Annotated in this window: 17 protein-coding genes; 8 read left to right on the top strand and 9 right to left on the bottom strand. The window is 69.3% G+C overall.

The window, feature by feature from the left end:
- Positions 1 to 13: 13 nt before the first annotated feature.
- The gene (locus tag AAC691_RS17555; RefSeq protein ID WP_342627859.1) at positions 14 to 1,744 is read left to right on the top strand and encodes a hypothetical protein; all 1,731 of its coding nucleotides are present in this window, start codon (positions 14 to 16) and stop codon (positions 1,742 to 1,744) included.
- A 495-nt stretch (positions 1,745 to 2,239) separates the two neighbouring features.
- Here AAC691_RS17555 and AAC691_RS17550 read toward each other — a convergent pair whose 3' ends face one another.
- Together AAC691_RS17550 and AAC691_RS17545 are read right to left on the bottom strand one after the other, a co-directional pair.
- Positions 2,240 to 3,640, bottom strand: coding sequence for a M20/M25/M40 family metallo-hydrolase (locus AAC691_RS17550; protein ID WP_408906111.1), 1,401 nt, complete (start codon positions 3,638 to 3,640; stop codon positions 2,240 to 2,242).
- Between the two features lie 108 nt (positions 3,641 to 3,748).
- Positions 3,749 to 5,011, bottom strand: a complete 1,263-nt coding sequence (locus tag AAC691_RS17545) for an MFS transporter (protein WP_342627857.1) — start codon at positions 5,009 to 5,011, stop codon at positions 3,749 to 3,751.
- Between the two features lie 262 nt (positions 5,012 to 5,273).
- Between AAC691_RS17545 and AAC691_RS17540 the strand changes: the two genes are divergently transcribed.
- Positions 5,274 to 6,164: a LysR family transcriptional regulator gene (locus AAC691_RS17540; protein ID WP_342627856.1), complete on the top strand. Its 891-nt coding sequence runs from the start codon at positions 5,274 to 5,276 to the stop codon at positions 6,162 to 6,164.
- A gap of 328 nt (positions 6,165 to 6,492) precedes the next feature.
- Here the strand turns inward: AAC691_RS17540 and AAC691_RS17535 are convergent, their stop codons facing one another.
- The gene (locus AAC691_RS17535; protein WP_342627855.1) at positions 6,493 to 7,107 is read right to left on the bottom strand and encodes a LysE family translocator; all 615 of its coding nucleotides are present in this window, start codon (positions 7,105 to 7,107) and stop codon (positions 6,493 to 6,495) included.
- Positions 7,092 to 7,898 carry a 2OG-Fe dioxygenase family protein gene (locus tag AAC691_RS17530; RefSeq protein WP_342627854.1) on the bottom strand — a complete coding sequence of 269 codons (807 nt, stop codon included), beginning with the start codon at positions 7,896 to 7,898 and terminating at the stop codon, positions 7,092 to 7,094. The genes AAC691_RS17535 and AAC691_RS17530 overlap by 16 nt, the downstream gene beginning before the upstream one ends.
- 145 nt (positions 7,899 to 8,043) lie before the next feature.
- On the opposite strand from AAC691_RS17530, the gene AAC691_RS17525 reads away from it, so the two are divergent.
- Positions 8,044 to 8,973, top strand: a complete 930-nt coding sequence (locus AAC691_RS17525) for a LysR substrate-binding domain-containing protein (RefSeq protein WP_342627853.1) — start codon at positions 8,044 to 8,046, stop codon at positions 8,971 to 8,973.
- Here AAC691_RS17525 and AAC691_RS17520 read toward each other — a convergent pair.
- Positions 8,956 to 10,473, bottom strand: a complete 1,518-nt coding sequence (locus tag AAC691_RS17520; RefSeq protein ID WP_342627852.1) for an amidohydrolase family protein — start codon at positions 10,471 to 10,473, stop codon at positions 8,956 to 8,958. The genes AAC691_RS17525 and AAC691_RS17520 overlap by 18 nt on opposite strands.
- Before the next feature lie 29 nt (positions 10,474 to 10,502).
- Entirely contained in the window at positions 10,503 to 10,964 is a 462-nt protein-coding gene (gene mntR, locus AAC691_RS17515; RefSeq protein ID WP_323993502.1) for a manganese-binding transcriptional regulator MntR, read from the bottom strand.
- A 405-nt stretch (positions 10,965 to 11,369) separates the two neighbouring features.
- On the opposite strand from mntR, the gene AAC691_RS17510 reads away from it, so the two are divergent.
- From AAC691_RS17510 to AAC691_RS17500, 3 genes are all read left to right on the top strand, one after another.
- Complete coding sequence (locus tag AAC691_RS17510; protein WP_342630263.1) at positions 11,370 to 12,722, top strand: Nramp family divalent metal transporter; 1,353 nt, start codon at positions 11,370 to 11,372, stop codon at positions 12,720 to 12,722.
- Positions 12,723 to 12,857: 135 nt separating this feature from the next.
- Positions 12,858 to 13,973 (top strand): catalase family peroxidase, encoded by a 1,116-nt coding sequence (locus AAC691_RS17505; protein WP_342627850.1) that lies wholly within the window; start codon positions 12,858 to 12,860, stop codon positions 13,971 to 13,973.
- Positions 13,970 to 14,524, top strand: coding sequence for a cytochrome b/b6 domain-containing protein (locus AAC691_RS17500; RefSeq protein ID WP_342627849.1), 555 nt, complete (start codon positions 13,970 to 13,972; stop codon positions 14,522 to 14,524). The genes AAC691_RS17505 and AAC691_RS17500 overlap by 4 nt, the downstream gene beginning before the upstream one ends.
- A gap of 4 nt (positions 14,525 to 14,528) precedes the next feature.
- Here the strand turns inward: AAC691_RS17500 and AAC691_RS17495 are convergent, their stop codons facing one another.
- The 3 genes from AAC691_RS17495 to mobA all read right to left on the bottom strand — a co-directional run bounded on the left by AAC691_RS17495 (position 14,529) and on the right by mobA (position 17,010).
- Positions 14,529 to 15,542 (bottom strand): EamA family transporter, encoded by a 1,014-nt coding sequence (locus AAC691_RS17495; RefSeq protein ID WP_323989756.1) that lies wholly within the window; start codon positions 15,540 to 15,542, stop codon positions 14,529 to 14,531.
- A 131-nt stretch (positions 15,543 to 15,673) separates the two neighbouring features.
- Positions 15,674 to 16,405 carry an AraC family transcriptional regulator gene (locus AAC691_RS17490; RefSeq protein WP_342627848.1) on the bottom strand — a complete coding sequence of 244 codons (732 nt, stop codon included), beginning with the start codon at positions 16,403 to 16,405 and terminating at the stop codon, positions 15,674 to 15,676.
- Complete coding sequence (gene mobA, locus AAC691_RS17485; protein ID WP_323989754.1) at positions 16,402 to 17,010, bottom strand: molybdenum cofactor guanylyltransferase; 609 nt, start codon at positions 17,008 to 17,010, stop codon at positions 16,402 to 16,404. The genes AAC691_RS17490 and mobA overlap by 4 nt, the downstream gene beginning before the upstream one ends.
- 173 nt (positions 17,011 to 17,183) lie before the next feature.
- Between mobA and mobB the strand changes: the two genes are divergently transcribed.
- Positions 17,184 to 17,765: a molybdopterin-guanine dinucleotide biosynthesis protein B gene (gene mobB, locus AAC691_RS17480; RefSeq protein WP_342627847.1), complete on the top strand. Its 582-nt coding sequence runs from the start codon at positions 17,184 to 17,186 to the stop codon at positions 17,763 to 17,765.
- Positions 17,762 to 19,198: a siroheme synthase CysG gene (cysG, locus tag AAC691_RS17475; protein WP_342627846.1), complete on the top strand. Its 1,437-nt coding sequence runs from the start codon at positions 17,762 to 17,764 to the stop codon at positions 19,196 to 19,198. The genes mobB and cysG overlap by 4 nt, the downstream gene beginning before the upstream one ends.
- The last annotated feature ends 22 nt before the right edge of the window (positions 19,199 to 19,220 follow it).

Here is a 19,220-nt window from a genome sequence, read left to right as displayed (position 1 = left end):
CGGAGAGGCCATCATGACGAGGAAGAAGTCCGCCGTTCCGCCAGCCCCTGTTCCGGCGCTGGATGCGGGACGGTTTCTTCATGACATCCAGGCGCAAATGGCGCGGTCGCTTCTCGCGGAGCCCGAGAAGTTCGTGGCGCTTGCGGACGACATCGTGTCCACGGCGAACGGCGGCGAGCCGGACGAGGAGCTTTGCAACCTGCTGACGATGGCGCTTGACGAAGCCAGGATGGCGCAGGAAGGCGGGCAGCGTGCCGGCAAACGATGCCTGGATGCCTTGAGCCGCCATCTTGCCGACATGTCCCGGAAAGGCGAGATCACCATACGCGGCAACATGGCGATTACGCGATGTTATGTCCGGGCGAATCTTGCCGTGCCGGACATCGCGCCCGGCGCGCAAAGCGTCAGGCAGGAGGCGTCTTCCCTAGCCGGAGATGAAGGCAGGGGAGATGAAGGTAGGGATCCCGTTGCGGTCTTTGTGGATTCTCTCGGCGACCTGGTGAAAAACGTCGATGACGATCCATCGATGCTGCATCATGTCTTTGCGGAAACGCTGCCGGGGATTCCGCCCGATGCGCGACGCATGGTATGCCGGATCACCGCCGCGAACCCCGACCCGCGTTTCGAGCCGCTGGGCTGTGCCTGGCTGCTCGATTCGTCCGAACTGGTCAGGGCCGGCGCGGCGGAAGGGTTGGGCGACCGTATTGCCGCGGGCCATCTGAGCGCATCGGCGCTGGGCCGCCTGGCCATGCTGCGCACCTGGATCGTCGATGAGCCGCATCGACGATGCGTGGACGGACTGATCCGGCAGGCGATCCGCTCCGGCGTGCCTTCGGAGCCGGCGGAGGTGCCGCGCTATCGGATCACGGGATGCGTGTCGAGCCCGGTCGACGGGGCCGGCGCGCAAAGCCTGGGGATCGGCCTGCAACGGGGGCGATCGCGCTCGATTGCCGTCGTGCTGCTGAACGTGAAGGATGCCTATGCCGCGCCGTGCGGCAGCGTGGCGGAGCAGCGCGGCATTCTCCAGCAGATGGCTGGTCCGGGGGAGGATGGCCGCGTCTCGCTGGATTATGTCCGGACGGCTTTGCGCGTCGCGCTGGCGGATGGCATCCGGAACGGCGTGTATCCGGCGCCCGGCCTGATCGACGTCGTGGATGTCTGTGCGTTATCCGACCTGCGGCCGGCGGATGATTCGTCACCGGCGGGGCTGCTGGGCCAGTACGATGCGGAAGAGCGCCTGCGGTCCCTTTCTGCGGATGCGCGCGACGGGCTGGTCGCGGCAAGTGGGGAGTGGGCGGCGATCTATCCGGTTCTCGGTAGCTGGTTCGAAGACAGTGACGACATGTTCGACGCGATCGGAGCCGGCGCCTCGGCGGCAGCCCGGAAGAAGGCGCTGTGGACCTGGCTTGAGACGCGGCGGGCGTTCTGGTCGCCGATCGTGATGCGGACCGCCCTTCTGTTGCAGGATCGGGGCGATCCTATGGCGGATTCCTTCGCGGTGACCGCCTGTGAGATTTCCGGCGACCGTCCGTTGCGGCGCATTCCGGTGATGTCCGCGATCGCGGACCAGACGCTGGAGGCGCGTTCGGCGGCGGGCGCCCCGGCGGGTGACGGCGTGCCTCTGGATTTCGATGAGGCGCTGATGGATTTTCTGATGAATGCCGTCGCAGCCGCCCCTGCGGCGACGCGCGGCCCGTCCCGGGGCCGGAAAACGCGGAGCCCCGCGCCACGGAAGCGGAAATGATACCGGCGCATGTCATGATTGACCGTCTTGTGCTCTCTTTTTCGGGGCGTTGCCCCGAACCAAGCCAAAGGCGGTGCCTTTGGAAAAGCTCTGTTGTTACGTGTTGAAGTGTGATTTTTCAAAGGGCTGGCGAAATCCCGGGCTCTGCCCGGACCCGGCAGGGACCGCAGGCCCCTGCACCCCGACTCATTGATCCATCAATCGGTTTCCAAAGGCGCAGCCTCTGGCGGGTTTCAGGGCAGCGCCCTGAGAAAAGCCACCAACACTTAACGGCAACAGAGCCTTTGGAAACCGATTATTTATCAACGTAATGGGGTGCAGGGGTCCGTGACCCCTGCCGGGTTCGGGCAGAGCCCGACCTGTCTTCCCATACGGTCAATGTCCAAGTGGATTGGTATGAGCCGTTCTTTTTGAACGTCGTGGGACGGGTTTGATCGTCACGGGACGGGGCAAGCCGCGGCGGCAGCGCGCCGCCGCGGCTTGCCCGGGGCTGGATCAGTGCGACAGGTCGGTGACGAGAGAGAGCAGCATGTCGATCGCCGGAGGGATGGCGGCGACCGGCGTGCGTTCGTTCAGCCCGTGCATGAAGTCGTCGGACGCCTTGATGAAGATCGGGCTGGCGCCGTAGCTGGGCACGTGATGGTTGCGGAACCACATGCTGTCGCTGGCGCCCGAGGTCATGGCGGCGAAGGCGGGCACGCCCGGATAGGCGGCGTGCATGGCCTTGTCCACCGCTGCCGTGAAGTCGGGGCGCAGGGGCGACGCGTCGGTGGCGACCGAGCCGGCGGTGACGTCCGTGAAGGCGATGGCCGGATCGGCGGCGACCTTCTGCAGTTCGGCCATGATCGCGGCGCGGGTATGGCCGGGGAAGATGCGGCAATTGATGTTGGCGGTGGCGCGCTGCGGCAGGGCATTCAGCGCATGGCCGCCCGAGATCATGGTCACGACGCAGGTCGTGCCGATCTTGCCGACCAGGGACGGGTCGGCCGACAGCGCGGCGATCGCCTTGCGGTCCGTGGGATCGGCGGCGAAGGCGCGCATCGCCGCGGCGGTGGCCGGGCGTTCCCATCTGGCGGCGCTGATGAAATAGCCGCGGGTCAGCGCGTTCAATTCGGGCTTGAACTGGTAGTGCCGGATGCGCAGCAGGGCGGCCGCCAATTCGTCGATCGCGTTCACCGCGCGGGGTTCGGAGGAATGGCCGCCCGGATTGGTGACGACCATCTGATAATCGGCATAGGTCTTTTCCGCGCCTTCCCAGGTGAAATAGGCGGGCTTGCCGGTGCGTTCGTCGAGCACGCCGTTGGCGCCGTCGACGTTCAGCACCAGTTCGGCGTCGGGAATCCGATCGGCGATCAGGGCGCCGGTCTTCATCGTCGTTTCCTCGTCGCCCGAGAATTCGAGGATGATGTCGCGGCGGGGCCGGTAGCCCTGGCGTTTCAGCTCGACCAGTGCGGCGATGGCCAGCGTGTCGTCGAGCTTCATGTCCGTGGCGCCGCGGCCGTAGAGATAGCCGCCTTCGACCACCGGGGTGAACGGATCGCGTTGCCAGTCGGCGGGCCGGGCCTCGACCACGTCCATATGGCCGGAAATGACCAGGGGCTTGAGCGTGGGATCGGTGCCGTGCCAGCGGGCGATCAGGTAGGCCGTGTCATCGACCGGGGTAATGGTGATGTCCTGCGCGGAAAACCCGCCGGCGACCAGGGCCGATTTGAACAGCGCCGCGACCTGCGGCGTCTGGTTGCCGGGGCCGGCGACCGAGCGCAGGGCGATGGCTTGCTCAGCCAGGGAGAGGGCCTGGGCGTCGGCCTGCTGGTGGATGGGTGCCGCGTGGGCGGCGAGGGGCGCCGCGAGGGCCACCACAGTGGTGGTGGCGGCGACGAAGGCTGCGATCCGCATCGACATGTCCGGTTGCTGAGTCCTGTGCCGTGATTCGATGGGGAATCGTAACCGCTGCGGGATGGGATGCCCAGCCCGCGGGCGCGCCTCTGACCGCGCATCGCGCCGTCACTTTCCATTCTCGCGGCCGGGCTGCATGAGAGGCGCAGGTTCGGCCGCGCTTGCCGCAGTCCACGCGGATTGCGGACGCAGATACAGGAGGACCGTGGCCGCGGCGGCCAGAAGAACGATCCCGGCGCCGGCGAAGGCGCCACGCGGACCATGCGCGTCGAGAAGCGCGCCGCCGATACCCGCGCCGGCCGCGATCGACGCCTGGATCACGGCTACCTGCAGCCCGCCCGCGCTTTCGGTTTCGTCCGGAACGGTCTGCGTGACCCAGGTGGTCCACGCCACCGGAAAGACGCCGAAGGCAAAGCCCCAACCGGCCACGAAGAGCGTTGCCATCGGCGGCGCGCCGCCCAGCGTGACGAGGCCCAGCGCCAGCGACGCCATCAGCAGGGGCATGGCCGCCAGCGTCATGCGCAGGCTCGCGCGGATCATGGCACCGGAAAGCGCGGTGCCGGCGATGTTGGTGATGCCGAACCCCAGCAGGATGGCGGCGACACCGTCGGCGCCGACACCGGTGACGCCTTCCAGGAACGGGCGCAGATAGGTGAAGAAGAGGAAATGCCCGCCGAAAACGAGCACCATGCCGATCTTACCGACACCGACCTGCGGGCGTTTGAGCAGTTCGAACAGCGTCGCCAGGCGGGATTGCCCGCGCGGGCTGATCGACGGCAGGACAAAGAACTGCCAGCAGAAGGCGATCAGCGCGAGAAGCGCCGACCCCATGAAGATGCCGCGCCAGCCGATGAGCGCGCCGAGATAGCTGCCCACCGGCACCGCCGCCACCATGCCGACGGAAACCCCGCCAAAGATGATCGAAAGCGCGCGCGGCACCATTGCCGGGGGAACCAGCCGGATGGACACCGCCGCCGCCATCGACCAGAAGCCGCCAAGGCCGATCCCCAGGAGCACCCGACCAGCCAGGAGCATCGGATAGCTGAATGCGAAGGCGACCAGCAGGTTCGAGGCGATCAGCAACGCCGCGAAGGCCAGAAGGACGACGCGCCGATCGACGTGCCGCGTGATGGCGGCCATGAACAGGCTGGCGAAGACGGCCACCATGGACGTGGCGGTGACGGCCTGGCCGGCCATCCCCTCGGTCACGCGCAAATCGGAGGCGATCGGGGTCAGCAGGCTGGCCGGCAGCATTTCGGAGATGATGAACCCGACGACGCTGAGGGACAGCGAAAAGACGGCGCTCCAACAAGGGTGAACCGGCCCGCTCTCTTCCGGGGGCGAGGCGATGTCCTGGCTGACGAATTCCACGATATTCTCCGGGTGCGCGACAGGCCGCGCGAGGGGGACATATGCAGCATAAGGGCGAGGCCGGCCCTCCGTAAGCTGCCCGTTTCCGTATGTCGTCATGAATCCGGCTCATGAATGCCGGACATCGTATTCGCGCCTGGACGGCGTCAGCGTGTGTCCATTATGAATTTAAAATCTTCGATTTGAAATTCGGGATACCATCGCCCCATGATGAAGTGATTCCACCTGATCGCGACCTGCTCCATGAAGTCGATTCATGAATATGCGTGACAATCTTAACGACCTTCGGGCCTTTCTAGCCGTGGCCGAGGAGCGGAGCTTCACCCGGGCAGCCGGGAAGCTGGGCGTGTCGCAGTCGGCGCTGAGCCATGCGATGCGCGGCCTGGAGGAGCGTCTCGGCATCCGCCTGCTGATGCGCACGACGCGCAGTGTTTCCCCGACCGAGGCGGGCGAGCGCCTGGCGCAGCGGATCGGTCCGCATTTCGTGCGGATCGAAACCGAACTCGCGGCCTTGACGGAGTTGCGGGCAAAGCCTGCCGGGACGGTTCGGATCACGGCGTCCGACGACGCGATCAAGCATATCGTGTGGCCGCAACTGGCCAAGCTGCTGCCTGCCTACCCCGACATCAAGGTCGAACTGAGTATCGAGCCCGGTTTGACCGACATCGTCACGGAACGCTATGACGCGGGTATCCGGCCGGGCGAACAGGTCGCAAAAGACATGATTTCCGTCCCTGTCGGACCGGAGGTGCGCTTTGCCGTCGTCGGATCCAGATCCTATTTCGACAGCCACCCCGTGCCGCGGACGCCGCAGGATCTTCTGAACCACAATTGCATCACGTTTCGGCAGCCGACCCGTGGCGGGATCTATGCCTGGGAATTCGAGAAAGGCGGTCGCGAATTGCGGGTGCGTGTCCAGGGACAGGCCATCTTCAACAGCAGCCTTCAGAGTCTCGATGCCTGCCTTTCGGGGGCGGGACTTGCCCATATGCCCGAGGAACTGGCGCACCCCCATATCGCGACGGGTCGGCTCAAGCGGGTTCTGGAGGATTGGTGTCCCTACTGGTCCGGTTTCCACCTGTATTATCCGAGCCGCCGGCAGTCATCGCCGGCCTTTGCCCTGGTGGTCGACGCGCTGCGCTATCGGAGATAGGGATATCCAAGCGCATCGAGATGCCGGTCGAATGCGTCGCGGACGGCATCGTACTATGGTGGCCCGGGGCAGATCCTGCGCGTGTCTTTGCGTTGTTGCCGAAGCGCGGAACAGGATTCCGCACCCAACGCCGCGCACAGCGCGACATCGTTGAACACGTCGCCCAGCGCGACGCAATGCGATGGCGGGCCGTGCGCCCAGACAGGGCTATATTTCGGGACACAGAACGCCTTCGAGATCAATGAAGGCCATCGCGTTCGGCCGGGCCGTCGTGCGCGGCTGAACGATGCGCATCCTTGTTGCGCCATCAGGCCGGTGATCCATGCGCTCAGCCCCTTTCGACGAACACGAGCGATGCGCCGATCAGCAGAAGAATCGCGCCAATGACGCGATTGAACCCGACCGCATGCGCCATGACCCAGCGCCGCGTGTCGTTGCGCGACAGGCCGCAGGAGACGAGGACGAACCAGGCCAGATGACACAGGGAGATCGTGGCACCGCACAGCAGGGCATATTGCACGGTCGCATGCGGGCCGATCACCTGGGTATAGAGGCTGATGACGAACACGGCGGTCTTGGGGTTGAGGGCGTTGGTCAGAAAGCCCGCCAGGAAGGATTGGGACGCCGACACTGCCGGCCGCGCGCCGTCGTCGTCCTCGACCGCCAGACCTGACCGCATCGTGCGCATGCCCGCATATGCGAGATAGGCCGCCCCCGCGAAACGGACATATGTCAGCAGGTCGGGAACGACGCCCTGGACCGTGGCGAGAAAGAAGACGGCGTAGAAGACGTGAATCCAGCACGATGCCGCAATTCCGAAGGCCGACAGGACGCCGGAGCGACGCCCATGGAGGAAACTGTTGCGTGATACCATGGCGAAGTCGGCGCCGGGGCTTATGACGGCGAGCGACGTCACCGCGAGCACGATCAGATAGTGCGCCATAGGATCCGGTCCTTGTTTTTCGAGGCTTTTCGGGGGCGGGGGCGCCGCGGTTCGGCCGGAATCCGCCGGAACGCCAGCACCAGGACATCGCGATAGGCTGCCTGGCCGGGATCGCATGCGTGGATCGGGCTGACGCCATGATAAACTCGTTCATCGTCGATGATTGCTGTTTCGAAAGGCGATTTCAGATTCAATGATCCCAGGGGATTGCGCGAGAGGTCGTAGATGGTCGTTTCGCCACCCCGCACGTTGCGCTGGTCGATCAGCGCCATCAGAACGTAGGCCACGCCATCGCGATGCGCGCCCTCGGGCGTCGGCTTGCCGCCGTTGGCTGAGGCGGTGATCCGGAACTGGTATGCGTCGACACGCCATGCGGTCCAAGGCGACAGCCCGCAGACGATCTGATCCGCGAGGCCCAGGAAGCCCTGCATCAACGGATTGGCGTTCGTTGCGTCGGCGATCGGTTCGACATGCCGGACGCCGCCGCCGTTGAGCGGGTCATGATCGATCGTCCGGACGCGCGGCCGATGATGCAGCCGTTCGATGGCGCCGCCTGGAGCGACCCGGTAGACCGCGTGGCGCCGCCGCCGGGGCGGACCGCCATCCGCCATGTCCGTATCCGGGGGCATGCTCTCCCAGGATGCGCAGAATGTTTCCACGTCCCTGCCCGTGTAAGGCCGGATCGTGCATAGCGCCTTCAGGATCCCGGCGCTGTCGAGCGTGGCGAAGCCGCGCGCGGCGACCAGATTCTGCGGCGTGGGACGGACGTCAACTGCGTCATCGGCGGGCATTACAAACGTGCTCGTTGCCTGTGAATCGCTCCGGCGTGGGGGAGCCCTACTCATCTGTCAGAGCTGGAGCCGGGGAAAAATCGATTTGATTTGACGCATTGATGTGAGATTTTCTCACATATTCCATCAAGAGGAACGGATGCCCATGTCCCGCCTGCGTCTGCCGTCGCTCAACGCATTGCGCGCGTTCGAGGCCGCTGCCCGGCATGTGACGCTGGCGCGCGCGGCCGAGGAGCTGCATGTCACGCATGGCGCGGTCAGCCGGCAGATCAGGCTGCTGGAAGAGGAACTGGGGGAGACGCTGTTTCTGCGGGACGGGCGGGGGAAGGCGCTGAACCCGCGCGGTCATCTTCTGGCCGGCCGGCTGCATGAGATCTTCGCGGATCTTGCGCAGGCGATCGACGATTTCCGCCAGGATGACGTCATGCAGCCGCTTTCGATCTCCTGCGAGCCGACCTTGTGCCTGAAGATGCTGATCCGCGATCTCGGCGCGCTGAAGCGCGAGACCGGGTTGGACGTGAAGCTGTTCGCCGCGGGCGGTCCGGTGGATTTCGCGCGCGACCGCATCGATCTTGCAATACGGCGGGACGATTTTCCGATCCCGAACGATCTGTACGTCCATCCCCTGGCCGACGAGGCGACCGGCCCGGTGCTGTCGCCCCGCATGGCGGACGACCGGCCGGTTTCAGATTTCCGGCGGTTGCCGCAACTGCATTCCATGACCCGCCCGGATGCCTGGCGGGACTGGTTCCGCCGGACCGGCGTCAGGCCGGTACGGGCGAAGCGGGAAATATTCGAGCATTTCTACCTTGCGCTGGAAGCGGCGCAGGCCGGGCACGGCGTGGCGCTGGCGTCGGTGTACATGGCCGCGGGAGATATTGCCGCCGGGCTGCTGGTCGCGCCGCGGCGCTTCGTGCCGGACGGCACGCGCTATGTCTGTCTGTCGCGCGAACCCTTCGACCGGGACCCGCGGCGCCGGCTCTTTGCGTCATGGCTGGCCCGGCGGATGGAGCGGCTGTCGCGCGCGTTCGTCGGGGACGATTCAGAGAGGGACGATTCAGGGGCGCGATCCTGAGCGGCCGGCGGTCAGCGGGGCATCGGGCAGGCGGGCGCTGGTTTCCGCCAGCGTTTCGCAGGGCGGTTCGTTGGGGGGCGGGCCGTCGGTGGCCAGCGGGTAGACATGCCGCCGCCCCATGTCGGCGCGGAGCATGGCGTAGGAGAAGGGCTGGTCGCGCCGGATGCACAGCGCCTTGGCCACGCCGCCGACGGTGAGGGATTCGCAATCCGGCAGGGCCAGCCCGGCGATGAGCGCGGCGTCGCCGTAGAGGACATGGCCGCCGCGCAGGACGAGGGCGACGCCGGCGGGGGTGGCGCGGACCACGGCGGCGAAGGGGTCGGCGCCGGGATGGAACAGGACCAGGTCGGCCAGCTTGCCCGGGGCGATGCTGCCCAGCCAGGCGTCGGCGTGGGTGGCCAGGGCGCCGCCCATCGTGGCCATGCGCCACAGGTCGCGCATGTCGAGCGCGCCATGCAGGGACTGGTCGTCATACTGCAGGGCGCAGGCGAATTCGCGGCTCATGTTCATCGAGCCGGACGGGAGCCAGTCCGTGCCCAGCGCCACGGGGATGCCGAGCCGCCGGGCCGCCAGGACGTCCAGCGTGCGGCCATAGAGCGCGAGGTTGCTGCGCGGCGACCAGACGAGGCGCACGCCGCGCCGGCGCAGCACCGCCAGGTCGTCGGGCCGGAGGCCGACGCCGTGCAGGATGGTCATGTGCGGCTGCATCAGATCCTGGCTGGTGCCGCCGCCGCCCGGCTGGGGCGTGGTGTCGTAGAGGCCGGTGCTGAGGCAGCGGAATTCGTTGCGGGCGGCGTCGCCGGTGCCTTCGGCCACGTGGGCGAGGAAGGCCTGGGAGGCGGCGACGTCGTCCGGTCCGGACGGGTGGTGGCCGTAGTCGCAATCACGGGTGCGCATGATGCCGGGCGCGTCGTCCAGCGGGAAGATCTGGTAGGTGACGGGGCGCATCGGCACGCCGTCGAGCCCGGTGGCGAAATCGAGGTTGCGCACCAGGCCGGGCGCCATGTCCTCGCCCACCATGGCGGTGACGCCGCTGAGCAGCATGCGCAGTTCGCCCCAGGCGATCAGTTCGGGGTCGTGGTCGGGGACGGCGTCCTTGAGTTCGGTGTGGCCGTCCAGCCCCTTGCGCCATTCATGGCGGTGGACGAAGCGTTCGCCGCGATCCGGCAGCGGGGCGATGCCGGTGAAGTCGATATGGTCGTGCGGGTTGATCAGGCCCGGGGAGAGCACGTACCCGGGACAGGCGATGCGGCGGGGCGACGGGCCGGCCGCGCGGCAGGCGGCGCCGACGCAGGCGATGCGGCCATCGGCGCCGACGACCACGCGGCCGTACCCCGGCGCCGGCCCGTCGGTCAGCACGATCGCGTCGATCACCGTTTCGGGCCCGCCCGGCGTGACCGTGCAGCCGGCCGCCCGAGCGGCGGGGACGGCCAGGCCCGGGAGCGCGAGGCCCAGGAGCGCGGGGCCGAGGAGGGATACGACGAGGATCGCGATGCGCACCGTGGTTTCTTTCGGAAGGGCGTATGGGTTCAGCGCGGGCCGTCCGGATGGGCGCGCGTATCGGCGAAGAGGCGGGCGAGGCCGAGATCCAGCGCGCGGGCGAAGGCGGCGAGGGTTTCCGGGCCGACGTAATGTTCGATCCCTTCGGCGTCGATGCGCGCGCTGTCCTGGCCCACGCCGAGGGCGAGAAGGAATTCCTCGACGATGCGATGGCGGGACTTGACGTCCTCGGCGATCGCGCGGCCGGCGTCGGTCAGGAAGACGCCGCGATAGGGGCGGCGGCTGACCAGGCCCTCGGACGCCAGGCGGGAAAGCATCTTGGCGACGGTGGGCTGCGAGACCCCGAGCCGGGAGGCGATGTCGACCTGCCGGGCCTCCTGCCCCTCGGCCAGCAGGTCGGCGATCAGTTCGACGTAATCCTCGACCAGCGCGTTGCGCCGGGCGGCGCGGTTCTGGCGGAAGCCTTCGGACTGGATGTCGGCGTCGGGCATGAGGTCCGCCGCGGGCGCCGGCGGCTGTGTCTTGCGCAAGATCTTTCCCCTCCCCCGATCGGCCTGCCGCCCGGCGCGGCGGAAACCGGGCGGCGTGTGACGGCCCTTTCTTGCAGACTCGTCAACGGGGCTCAACTTCTTAGCCGCAGTGAAAACGTTATTCCCGCACGAATAATGATCGCCTCATGATTGCCGCCGGTGGACGGGTCGTTGGAGGGCGCGGGAAAGAGTCGTTCGAGGGTGGGAGATTCCCGATTGCAACCTTATATAGCATTATGCATATTTCTGAGTCTCTGGTGAGTATCCGGTGGACGTGGCACCTGCGCGGACAGGTGAGCGGGCCCACGTTCCGGGAGCGTTGGTGAGAGTGGCGATGTCATGACCTCTTCCCCCGACAGTGCGCGGATGGCCGGCCTGCCGGCTGCTCCGGCGGGGCGGGCGCGTTTCGCCCGGCGGACGGATGCGGAGAATCCCAGCCTGCCTGAGGCCTTCGCCAGCGTGCGGGTGCCGCAGGGGGCGTCGTGGCCGCGGCGGTTCCTGGCCTTCGTCGGGCCGGGATACATGGTGTCGGTCGGGTATATGGACCCCGGCAACTGGGCGACCGACCTGCAAGGCGGCGCGCAGTTCGGCTATCGCCTGCTGGCGGTCATCATGCTGTCGAACCTGATGGCGATCCTGTTGCAGGCTCTGTCGGTGCGGCTGGGCATCGCAACCGGCCGGGACCTGGCGCAGGCCTGCCGCGAGCGCTTTCCGCCGATCGTGAACATTCCGCTGTGGCTGGCCTGCGAACTGGCGATCATCGCCTGCGACCTGGCGGAGGTGATCGGCACGGCGGTGGCGCTGAAGCTGCTGTTCGGCATTCCGCTGATGATCGCGGCGGTGATATCGGGGCTGGACGCGGTGATCGTGCTGTTGCTGATGAACCGGGGCTTTCGCTACCTGGAAGCCTTCGTCATCGCCATGCTGAGCGTGATCGCGATCTGTTTCGCGGTGCAGATCGCCGCCGCCGCGCCGCCGCTGGGCGCGGTGATGCGGGGGTTCGTCCCCACCCCGACGATCGTGACCGACCATGCGGCGCTGTATGTCGCCATCGGCATCATCGGGGCGACGGTGATGCCGCACAATCTGTACCTGCATTCCTCGATCATCCAGACGCGGGCCTATGACCGCTCGGTCGAGGGGCGGCGCGAGGCGATCCGCTGGGCGAGCTGGGACAGCACGATCGCGCTGATGCTGGCGCTGTTCATCAATGCCGCGATCCTGATCGTGGCGGCGGCGGCGTTCCATGGCAGCGGGCATGGCGACGTGGCCGAGATCGAGGACGCGTACCGGCTGCTGTCGCCGATCCTGGGGCTGGGAATCGCCTCGACCCTGTTCGCGCTGGCGCTGCTGGCGGCGGGGACCAATTCGACGATCACCGGCACGCTGGCGGGGCAGATCGTCATGGAGGGGTTTCTGCGCCTGCGCATTCCGCACTGGGCGCGGCGGATGCTGACCCGGGGGCTGGCCATCCTGCCGGTGCTGGCGGTGATCGCACTTTACGGTGATCGCGGGGTGGGCGCGCTGCTGGTGTTGAGCCAGGTCGTGCTGTCGATGCAACTGCCCTTTGCGGTCATTCCGCTGGTGCTGTTCGTGTCCGACCGGCGGATCATGGGGACGTTCGCGATCTCGCGTCCGCTGGCGGCGTTGTCCTGGCTGGTGGCGGCGGTGATCCTGGCGCTGAATTTCAAGCTGCTGTTCGACGCGGTCGTTTCGTAGAGTTACGGAAAGGGCGGGACGATGCGGCAGCCGCGCAACAGGGTCCGTGAATAAAAAAGCACAGGATTTCGCGGGAAAATTCGGCTTAGTCTGCGGTATCGCCATCTGCGGCATCGCCATAAGCCGGACTCCCTCATGAACGAACCGAGCGACGTGACACGTACGCCGCCCCCGCTTGCCGTGCCCCCGCTGCCCCCGCGCACGACGATCCTGCGTCTGGCCGCGATCGGCGGGGTGATGCTGGCGCTGGTCGCGGGGTTCGCCCTGAGCGCCGGGTGGCTGACGCCGCACAGGCTGACGCAGCATTCCTTCATGACGGCGTTTCGCGTCGTGGACGGGCGGCATCCGGGCTTTCGCCGCAACCATGCCAAAGGGCTATGCGTCAGCGGCTGGTTCGACGGCAGCGGGCAGGCGCAGGTGCTGAGCACGGCGTCGGTGCTGGGGCCCCGGCGCAGCCGGGTGACCGGGCGGTTCGCGCTGGCGGGCGGGATGCCGTTCCAGCCCGATGCGCCGGGCAAGGTCCGCAGCATGGCATTGCGCCTGAGGCCGCCCGACGGCCTGGAATGGCGGATGGGGATCAACGACATTCCGGTCTTCGTCGCGCGCGACGCGCGGGAATTCCATGACCTGCTGCTGGCCGGCCGCCCCGACCCGGCGACGGGCAAGCCCGATCCGGCGCGCATCGGGCCGTTCCTGGCCGGCCATGCGGCGGTGGCCAGGGCGCTGGCGCTGGTGGCGGCGCGGCCGCTGACGTCGGGATTCGGCGACGATACCTATAACAGCCTGGATACGTTCCGCTGGATCGATGCGGCGGGCCGGTCGGTGGCGGTACGCTGGGCGATGGTGCCGCTGCAGCCGGTGGCGCCGTCGCGGGCGGGACGGGACGGGTCCTATCTGTTCGAGGACCTGATCGTGGCGCTGCGGCAGCATCCGCTGCGCTGGCGGCTGGTGGTGACGGTGGCCGGTCCGGGCGACCCGACGGCGGACCCCACCCTGCCCTGGCCCGCGGGGCGGCGGCAGATCGATGCGGGGACGCTGACCCTGGACCGGGCCGAGAGCGAGGATGACGGCGCCTGCACCGGCCTGACCTTCGACCCGATGGTGCTGCCGCCCGGCATGGCGGCGTCGGACGATCCGATCCCGGCGGCGCGGTCGGCGGCCTATATGCGTTCGTTCTGGCTGCGGTCGGGCGAGGCCAGGATACCCAGCGCGGTCAGCCCCGCCATGGTCGCCACCGGAGGAGGCCAATGAACCGGGTCGTACGGTTTTCCGCCCTGGCGCGGGTGCTGCACTGGCTGATGGCGCCGCTGATCCTGGGCATGCTGCTGGTCGGCGTGTTCATGGCCGCGACCGAGGGCCCGGCCTATGCCACGCTGGTGGCGCTGCATCGGCCGATGGGGATCGGCATCCTGCTGCTGGCGGCGATCCGCCTGGCGAACCGGCTGATCGTCAGGCCGCCGCCGCTGCCCGCCGCGATGCCGGCGATCCAGCGAGTGGCGGCCCTGGGGTCGCATATCGCGCTGTATGCGCTGATGATCGCGATGCCGCTGGTGGGCTGGGGGATGCTGTCGGCCGGGGCCTATCCGGTCGTGCTGTGGGGGGCGGTGCGGCTACCGCCGATCCTGCCGCACGACCCGACCTTGTTCGCGCTGCTGCGGCAGTTGCATAGCTGGCTGGCCTTCGCGCTGTTCGGAGTGGTCGTCGTGCATGTGGGGGCAGCCCTGCTGCATGGGCTGATCCTGCGCGACGGGGTCTTTCCGGCCATGGCGTCGCTCCGGCGGGGGCGGCGGGAGGGCGCGTGACCCGTCACGCGGCGCGGGGCGCCGGCGGACGGGCGTGGCGGGCGGCGCAGGTGACAACGCTGGCGGCCAGGAAGCCGACCGCCGCGATTTCGAGCGCCGTCGGCCAGCGCTGGTGCCACAGGCAGCCATAGAACAGGGCGAAGAGGGTTTCGCCCACCGCCATCTGTCCGCTGAGGGTCAGGGGAAGCTGGCGGCTGGCGCGGTTCCAGAACATGCCGCCCAGGACCGAGCCCAGCAGCCCGACCCCCACGCTGACCGCCCCGAAGACGAGCCATTGCCGGGCATCGTGCGTGGCCGGTCCCGCGCCCGGCGCCGTCCCGAACACCGTCCCGAACGCCGACCCGAACGCCATCCCTGGGCCCGCGAGGGCGAGGACGGGCAGCAGGACCAGGGATTGCGCGCCGGTGACCAGGCCGGTGAGCAGGCCCCAATCCCCGGCGCCGATCGTCGGCAGCCGGCGCATCCAGCGGGCATTGGACACGGCGAAGAGGCTCCAGGATGTCAGTCCGGCCAGGGCGCAGAGCAGGCCCAGCACCCGGTGGGGGGCGGCCCCGGCGGCGGATGCGGCGGGCGTGCCGGCCGCCTGCAGGCCGATCAGGCCGATTCCGATGGCGGCCAGCAGCAGCGAGGGGGCGAGGCGGCGCAGCGGCAGGCTGCCGGCGTCGCGCGTGCCGAGCAGCGCGACCGTGACCGGCAGGAAGCCGGTGACGATCGACGTGGCGCCGATGCCGCACAGCCGCACCGCGCTGGCGATCAGCACGTAATAGGCGAGATTGCCGGCGAGCCCGAGTCCGAACAGCCCGCACCAGCCCGACGCCGGCACGCGCGGCAGCACGGTGCGCCAGCGCGGCGCCAGCAGGGCTGCGGAGAGCAGTCCATAAGCCAGATAGCGGGCCAGCGAGAGGGCGAGCGCGCCGAAATCCGGCACCAGTTCGGGGGCCAGAAAGATGGTGCCCCAGCAGGCGCCGGCGGCGAGCCCATTGAGCAGGCCGGAAAGAAGGGGAGCGTCGGATTTCATGAAAGGGTCCAGGAAAGGGTCCGGGCGGAGCGATGGTCGCATCCGGCATAGCCGAGCGCGCGGCCGGCGTCTTGGCCCGGACTGTCGTTTTCTGGTCCCAGGCTGTCGCTGTGCGGATGAGGCCCGGCGCTTTACCGGTGCGCCCGGCGATAGGCGGCGGGCGTGGTGCCGGTGGCGCGGCGGAAGGCGCGGGTCAGAACGCTTTGATCGGCGAAGCCGGCGCGGAGGGCCAGTTCGGCGATGGGCTGGTCGCTGTCGGCCAGCCACGCCTGGACCTGTCGCAGGCGCAGGTCGGACAGCCAGGCCTGCGGCGTGCGGCCGGTTTCGCGCCGGAAGACGGCGTGCAGGCGGCTGGTGCTGAGGCCCGCCATGCGCGCCATGGCCGCGGCCGTCCACGGCGCGCCCGGATCGGCGGCCATGGCGTCGCGCAGCGGCGCGAGACGGGAGGGAGTAAAAGGCGGGGCGTCACAGGTCAGCGCGTCGATCAGCAATGGGGCCCAATGGGCCAGCACGGCGGCGGGCCGCGCGCCGCCATCGAGATGCAGGCGCATGAAGTCGATGAGATGGCGCGCCTGGGGGGAGAGCGGCAGGAAGCGGCGGCGGCCCAGCATGTCCGCCGCCGCGTCGCCGACCAGCGCCATGTCCATGTCGAGGATCAGGAAGCGGTTCCGGCTGGTCGCGGCCTGGGCATGGTCGGTGCCCGCGGCGACGAAGGCGGCCGAGCCCATGGCGAGGCGGCCGCCATGGCCGGCGATTTCGAGATCGAGGCAGCCGGAGACGGGCAGCACGAACTGGGCGTAAGGGTGGCGTTCCGGCGCGCGGGCGTCGCCATAGCTGCGTGCCGTGAGGTGCAAGATCGTCATCCGCGTGCCGCGTCCCTGGGGGCCAGGCGGTCGGCTTCGGCCAGGTCGGCCGGGGTGTTGACATTGTGGAACGGATCGAACGGACGGGCGCTGAAATCCACGTCGCGCATGCCGATCGTGACCGCGAAGGCGCGGACGCCGAAGGCTGCGCGCGGGCCGTCGGGCGGCAGGGCGGCGAGGCGGGCCCGCAGGGCGTCGCGCGCGGCGACCGGCCACAGCGCCACCAGATGGTGCCGCCGCCCGGCCGAGACGGCCACCGCCGGCGCGGGGGCCAGGGCGGCCGGGAGGTCGCGCGGCACGAAGGGCGTGTCGCCCGGCACCGTCAGCACCGCGTCGCACCCCAGCCCGGCGGCCCAGTCCATGGCGGCCAGCACGCCCGCCAGCGGGCCCGTGCCGACCGGGCCGTCGGGCAGCACCGGCAGGCCGAAGGCGGCGAAGCGCGCGGCGTCGCCCCGCGCATTGATCGCAAGCGGCCCCCCTGCCCCGCCCAGCCGGTCCAGCAGGTGGGCCAGCAGGCTGCGCCCGCCCGCCCGGAGCAGCGGCTTGTCCCCGCCGCCCATGCGGGTGGCCAGGCCGCCGGCCAGAATCACCACGGCAAAGCGCATTGGTTTCGTCCTCCGCCCGTTTGGGGGTGCCCGTTTTGGCGGGCGTCCGTTTGGGGAGCGTACGACGCCGCCTGCCCCGATACTTGTCATCATAGGGGATTGGGGGCACCTGTACGCGATATTCAACGGCGCGTCATCGGCGCCGGACCACAGGAACGAGGATGCCGCCGCGCATGCACGCACCCGCCATCATGGGGATTACCGGACGCAGCGGCGCGGGCAAGACCACGCTGATCGAACGGCTGCTGACAGTGCTGGGACGGCGCGGGGTGCGGGTTTCGACCATCAAGCACGCGCATCACGGGTTCGATATCGACCGGCCGGGGAAGGATTCCTGGCGCCACCGGGCGGCGGGCGCGCGCGAGGTGCTGGTGGCGTCAGGCACGCGCTGGGCGCTGCTGCACGAGGCGCCTGACGGGGAAGCCGAACCGGGCCTGCCCGAGTTGATCGGCCGGATGGGGCCGGCGGACCTGATCCTGGTGGAAGGGTTTCGCGGGGCGATGCCGGCGGCGATCGAGGTGTATCGTCCCTCGTTGTCCCAGGCATTGTCCGGGGCGCCGTCCGGGGCGCTGGACGGGGCGGGCAAGGGGCCGTTATGGCCGGTGACGCCGCAGGTGCTGGCGGTGGCGACCGACGACGCGGCGCTGGCGCTGCCGCCGGGCATCGCGCGGCTGGACCTGGCCGATGCGGCGGCGATCGGCGATTTCGTGATGGCGCGGGCGCGGCCCTGGCGCCCGGGGGCAGGTGCGGCATGAGCGCGGCGAACGGGACCGGGCCGGGCGCGGCGCCCGATCCCGGCTGGTTTCCGCTGGCGCTGCGGCTGCAGGGCGCGCGGGTGCTGGTGGCGGGCGGCGGCGGGATCGCGCTGAACAAGATCCGGCTGCTGCTGGCCCATGGCGCGCGCGTCGAGGTGGTGGCGCCGGTATTGGACGATGCGCTGGCGGCGTTGCGCGACGCGGGCGCCCTGACGCATGTCGCGGGCGAGGCGACGCGGGAGCGGCTGGGGGCGCTGCTGCCGGGCTGCCGGCTGGTCTATGCCGCGACCGACGACCGCGCGGCCAACCGTCTGGTGGCGGCCGAGGCCGAGGCGCTGAACATCCCGGTCTGCGCGGTGGACGATCCGGAGCCGTCGTCCTTCATCACCCCGGCGCAGATCCATCGCGGGCCGGTGCGGATCGCGATTTCCACCGGGGGGGCCGCGCCGGTGCTGGCGCGGCGGCTGCGCGAGCGGATCGAGGCGGTGATGCCCGCCGGCCTGGACGGGCTGGCGCGGTTTCTGCAGGCCGAGCGGGCCCATGTGGTGGGGCGCTGCCCCGACGTGAACCGGCGGCGGCGCGTATGGGAGGCGTTCCTGGACGGGCCGGGCGGGACGGCGGCGGCGGCGGGCGACCGGGCGACCGCGCGGCAGGTGCTGGACGCGCTGCTGGACGGCGTGGCGGTGGGCGGCGAGGTGTGGCTGGTGGGTGCCGGGCCGGGGGATGCCGATCTGCTGACCCTGCGGGCGCTGCATCTGATGCAGAATGCGGATTCGGTGCTGTACGACCAGTTGCTGCCGCCCGAATTGCTGGACCGGGTGCGGCGCGACGCCGAGCGCGTGTTCGTGGGCAAGCAGCGCGACCGGCACACCATGCCGCAGGAGCAGATCAATGCCGAGCTGATCCGCCGGGCGCGGGCGGGCGAGCGGGTGCTGCGCCTGAAGGGGGGCGATCCGTTCATTTTCGGCCGGGGCGGCGAGGAGATCGAGGCGCTGATGGCGGCCGGCGTTCCGTTCCAGGTCGTGCCCGGGATCACCGCGGCCAGCGGCTGCGCGGCCTATGCCGGGATTCCGCTGACGCATCGGGATTGCGCGCAATCCTGCCTGTTCGTGACCGGGCATGCGCGCCGCGACGGCACGCTGGACCTGCCCTGGGAGAGCATGGCGCGGCCGGGGCAGACGATCGCGATCTATATGGGTGTGACGGCGCTGCCGGAATTGTGCGCCATGCTGGTGCGGCACGGACTGCCGCCGGACTGGCCGGCGGCGCTGGTCGAGCGGGGGACGCGGCCCGACCAGCGGGTGCTGACCGGCACGCTGGCCAGCCTGCCGGAGATGGCCCGGGCCCAGGCGGTGGGCAGCCCGGCGCTGGTGCTGGTGGGCGAGGTAGTGCGCCACCGGGTGGTGACGCCGCCGCCCCTGCTGGAGGTGTGACGCGGCCGGCCGGCGGGACGCC

Source organism: Nguyenibacter vanlangensis (assembly GCF_038719015.1).
Taxonomy (GTDB): Bacteria; Pseudomonadota; Alphaproteobacteria; order Acetobacterales; family Acetobacteraceae; genus Gluconacetobacter; species Gluconacetobacter vanlangensis.
The sequence above is the reverse complement of the archived record's forward strand: the minus strand, read 5'-3'. Positions and strand labels throughout refer to the sequence as shown.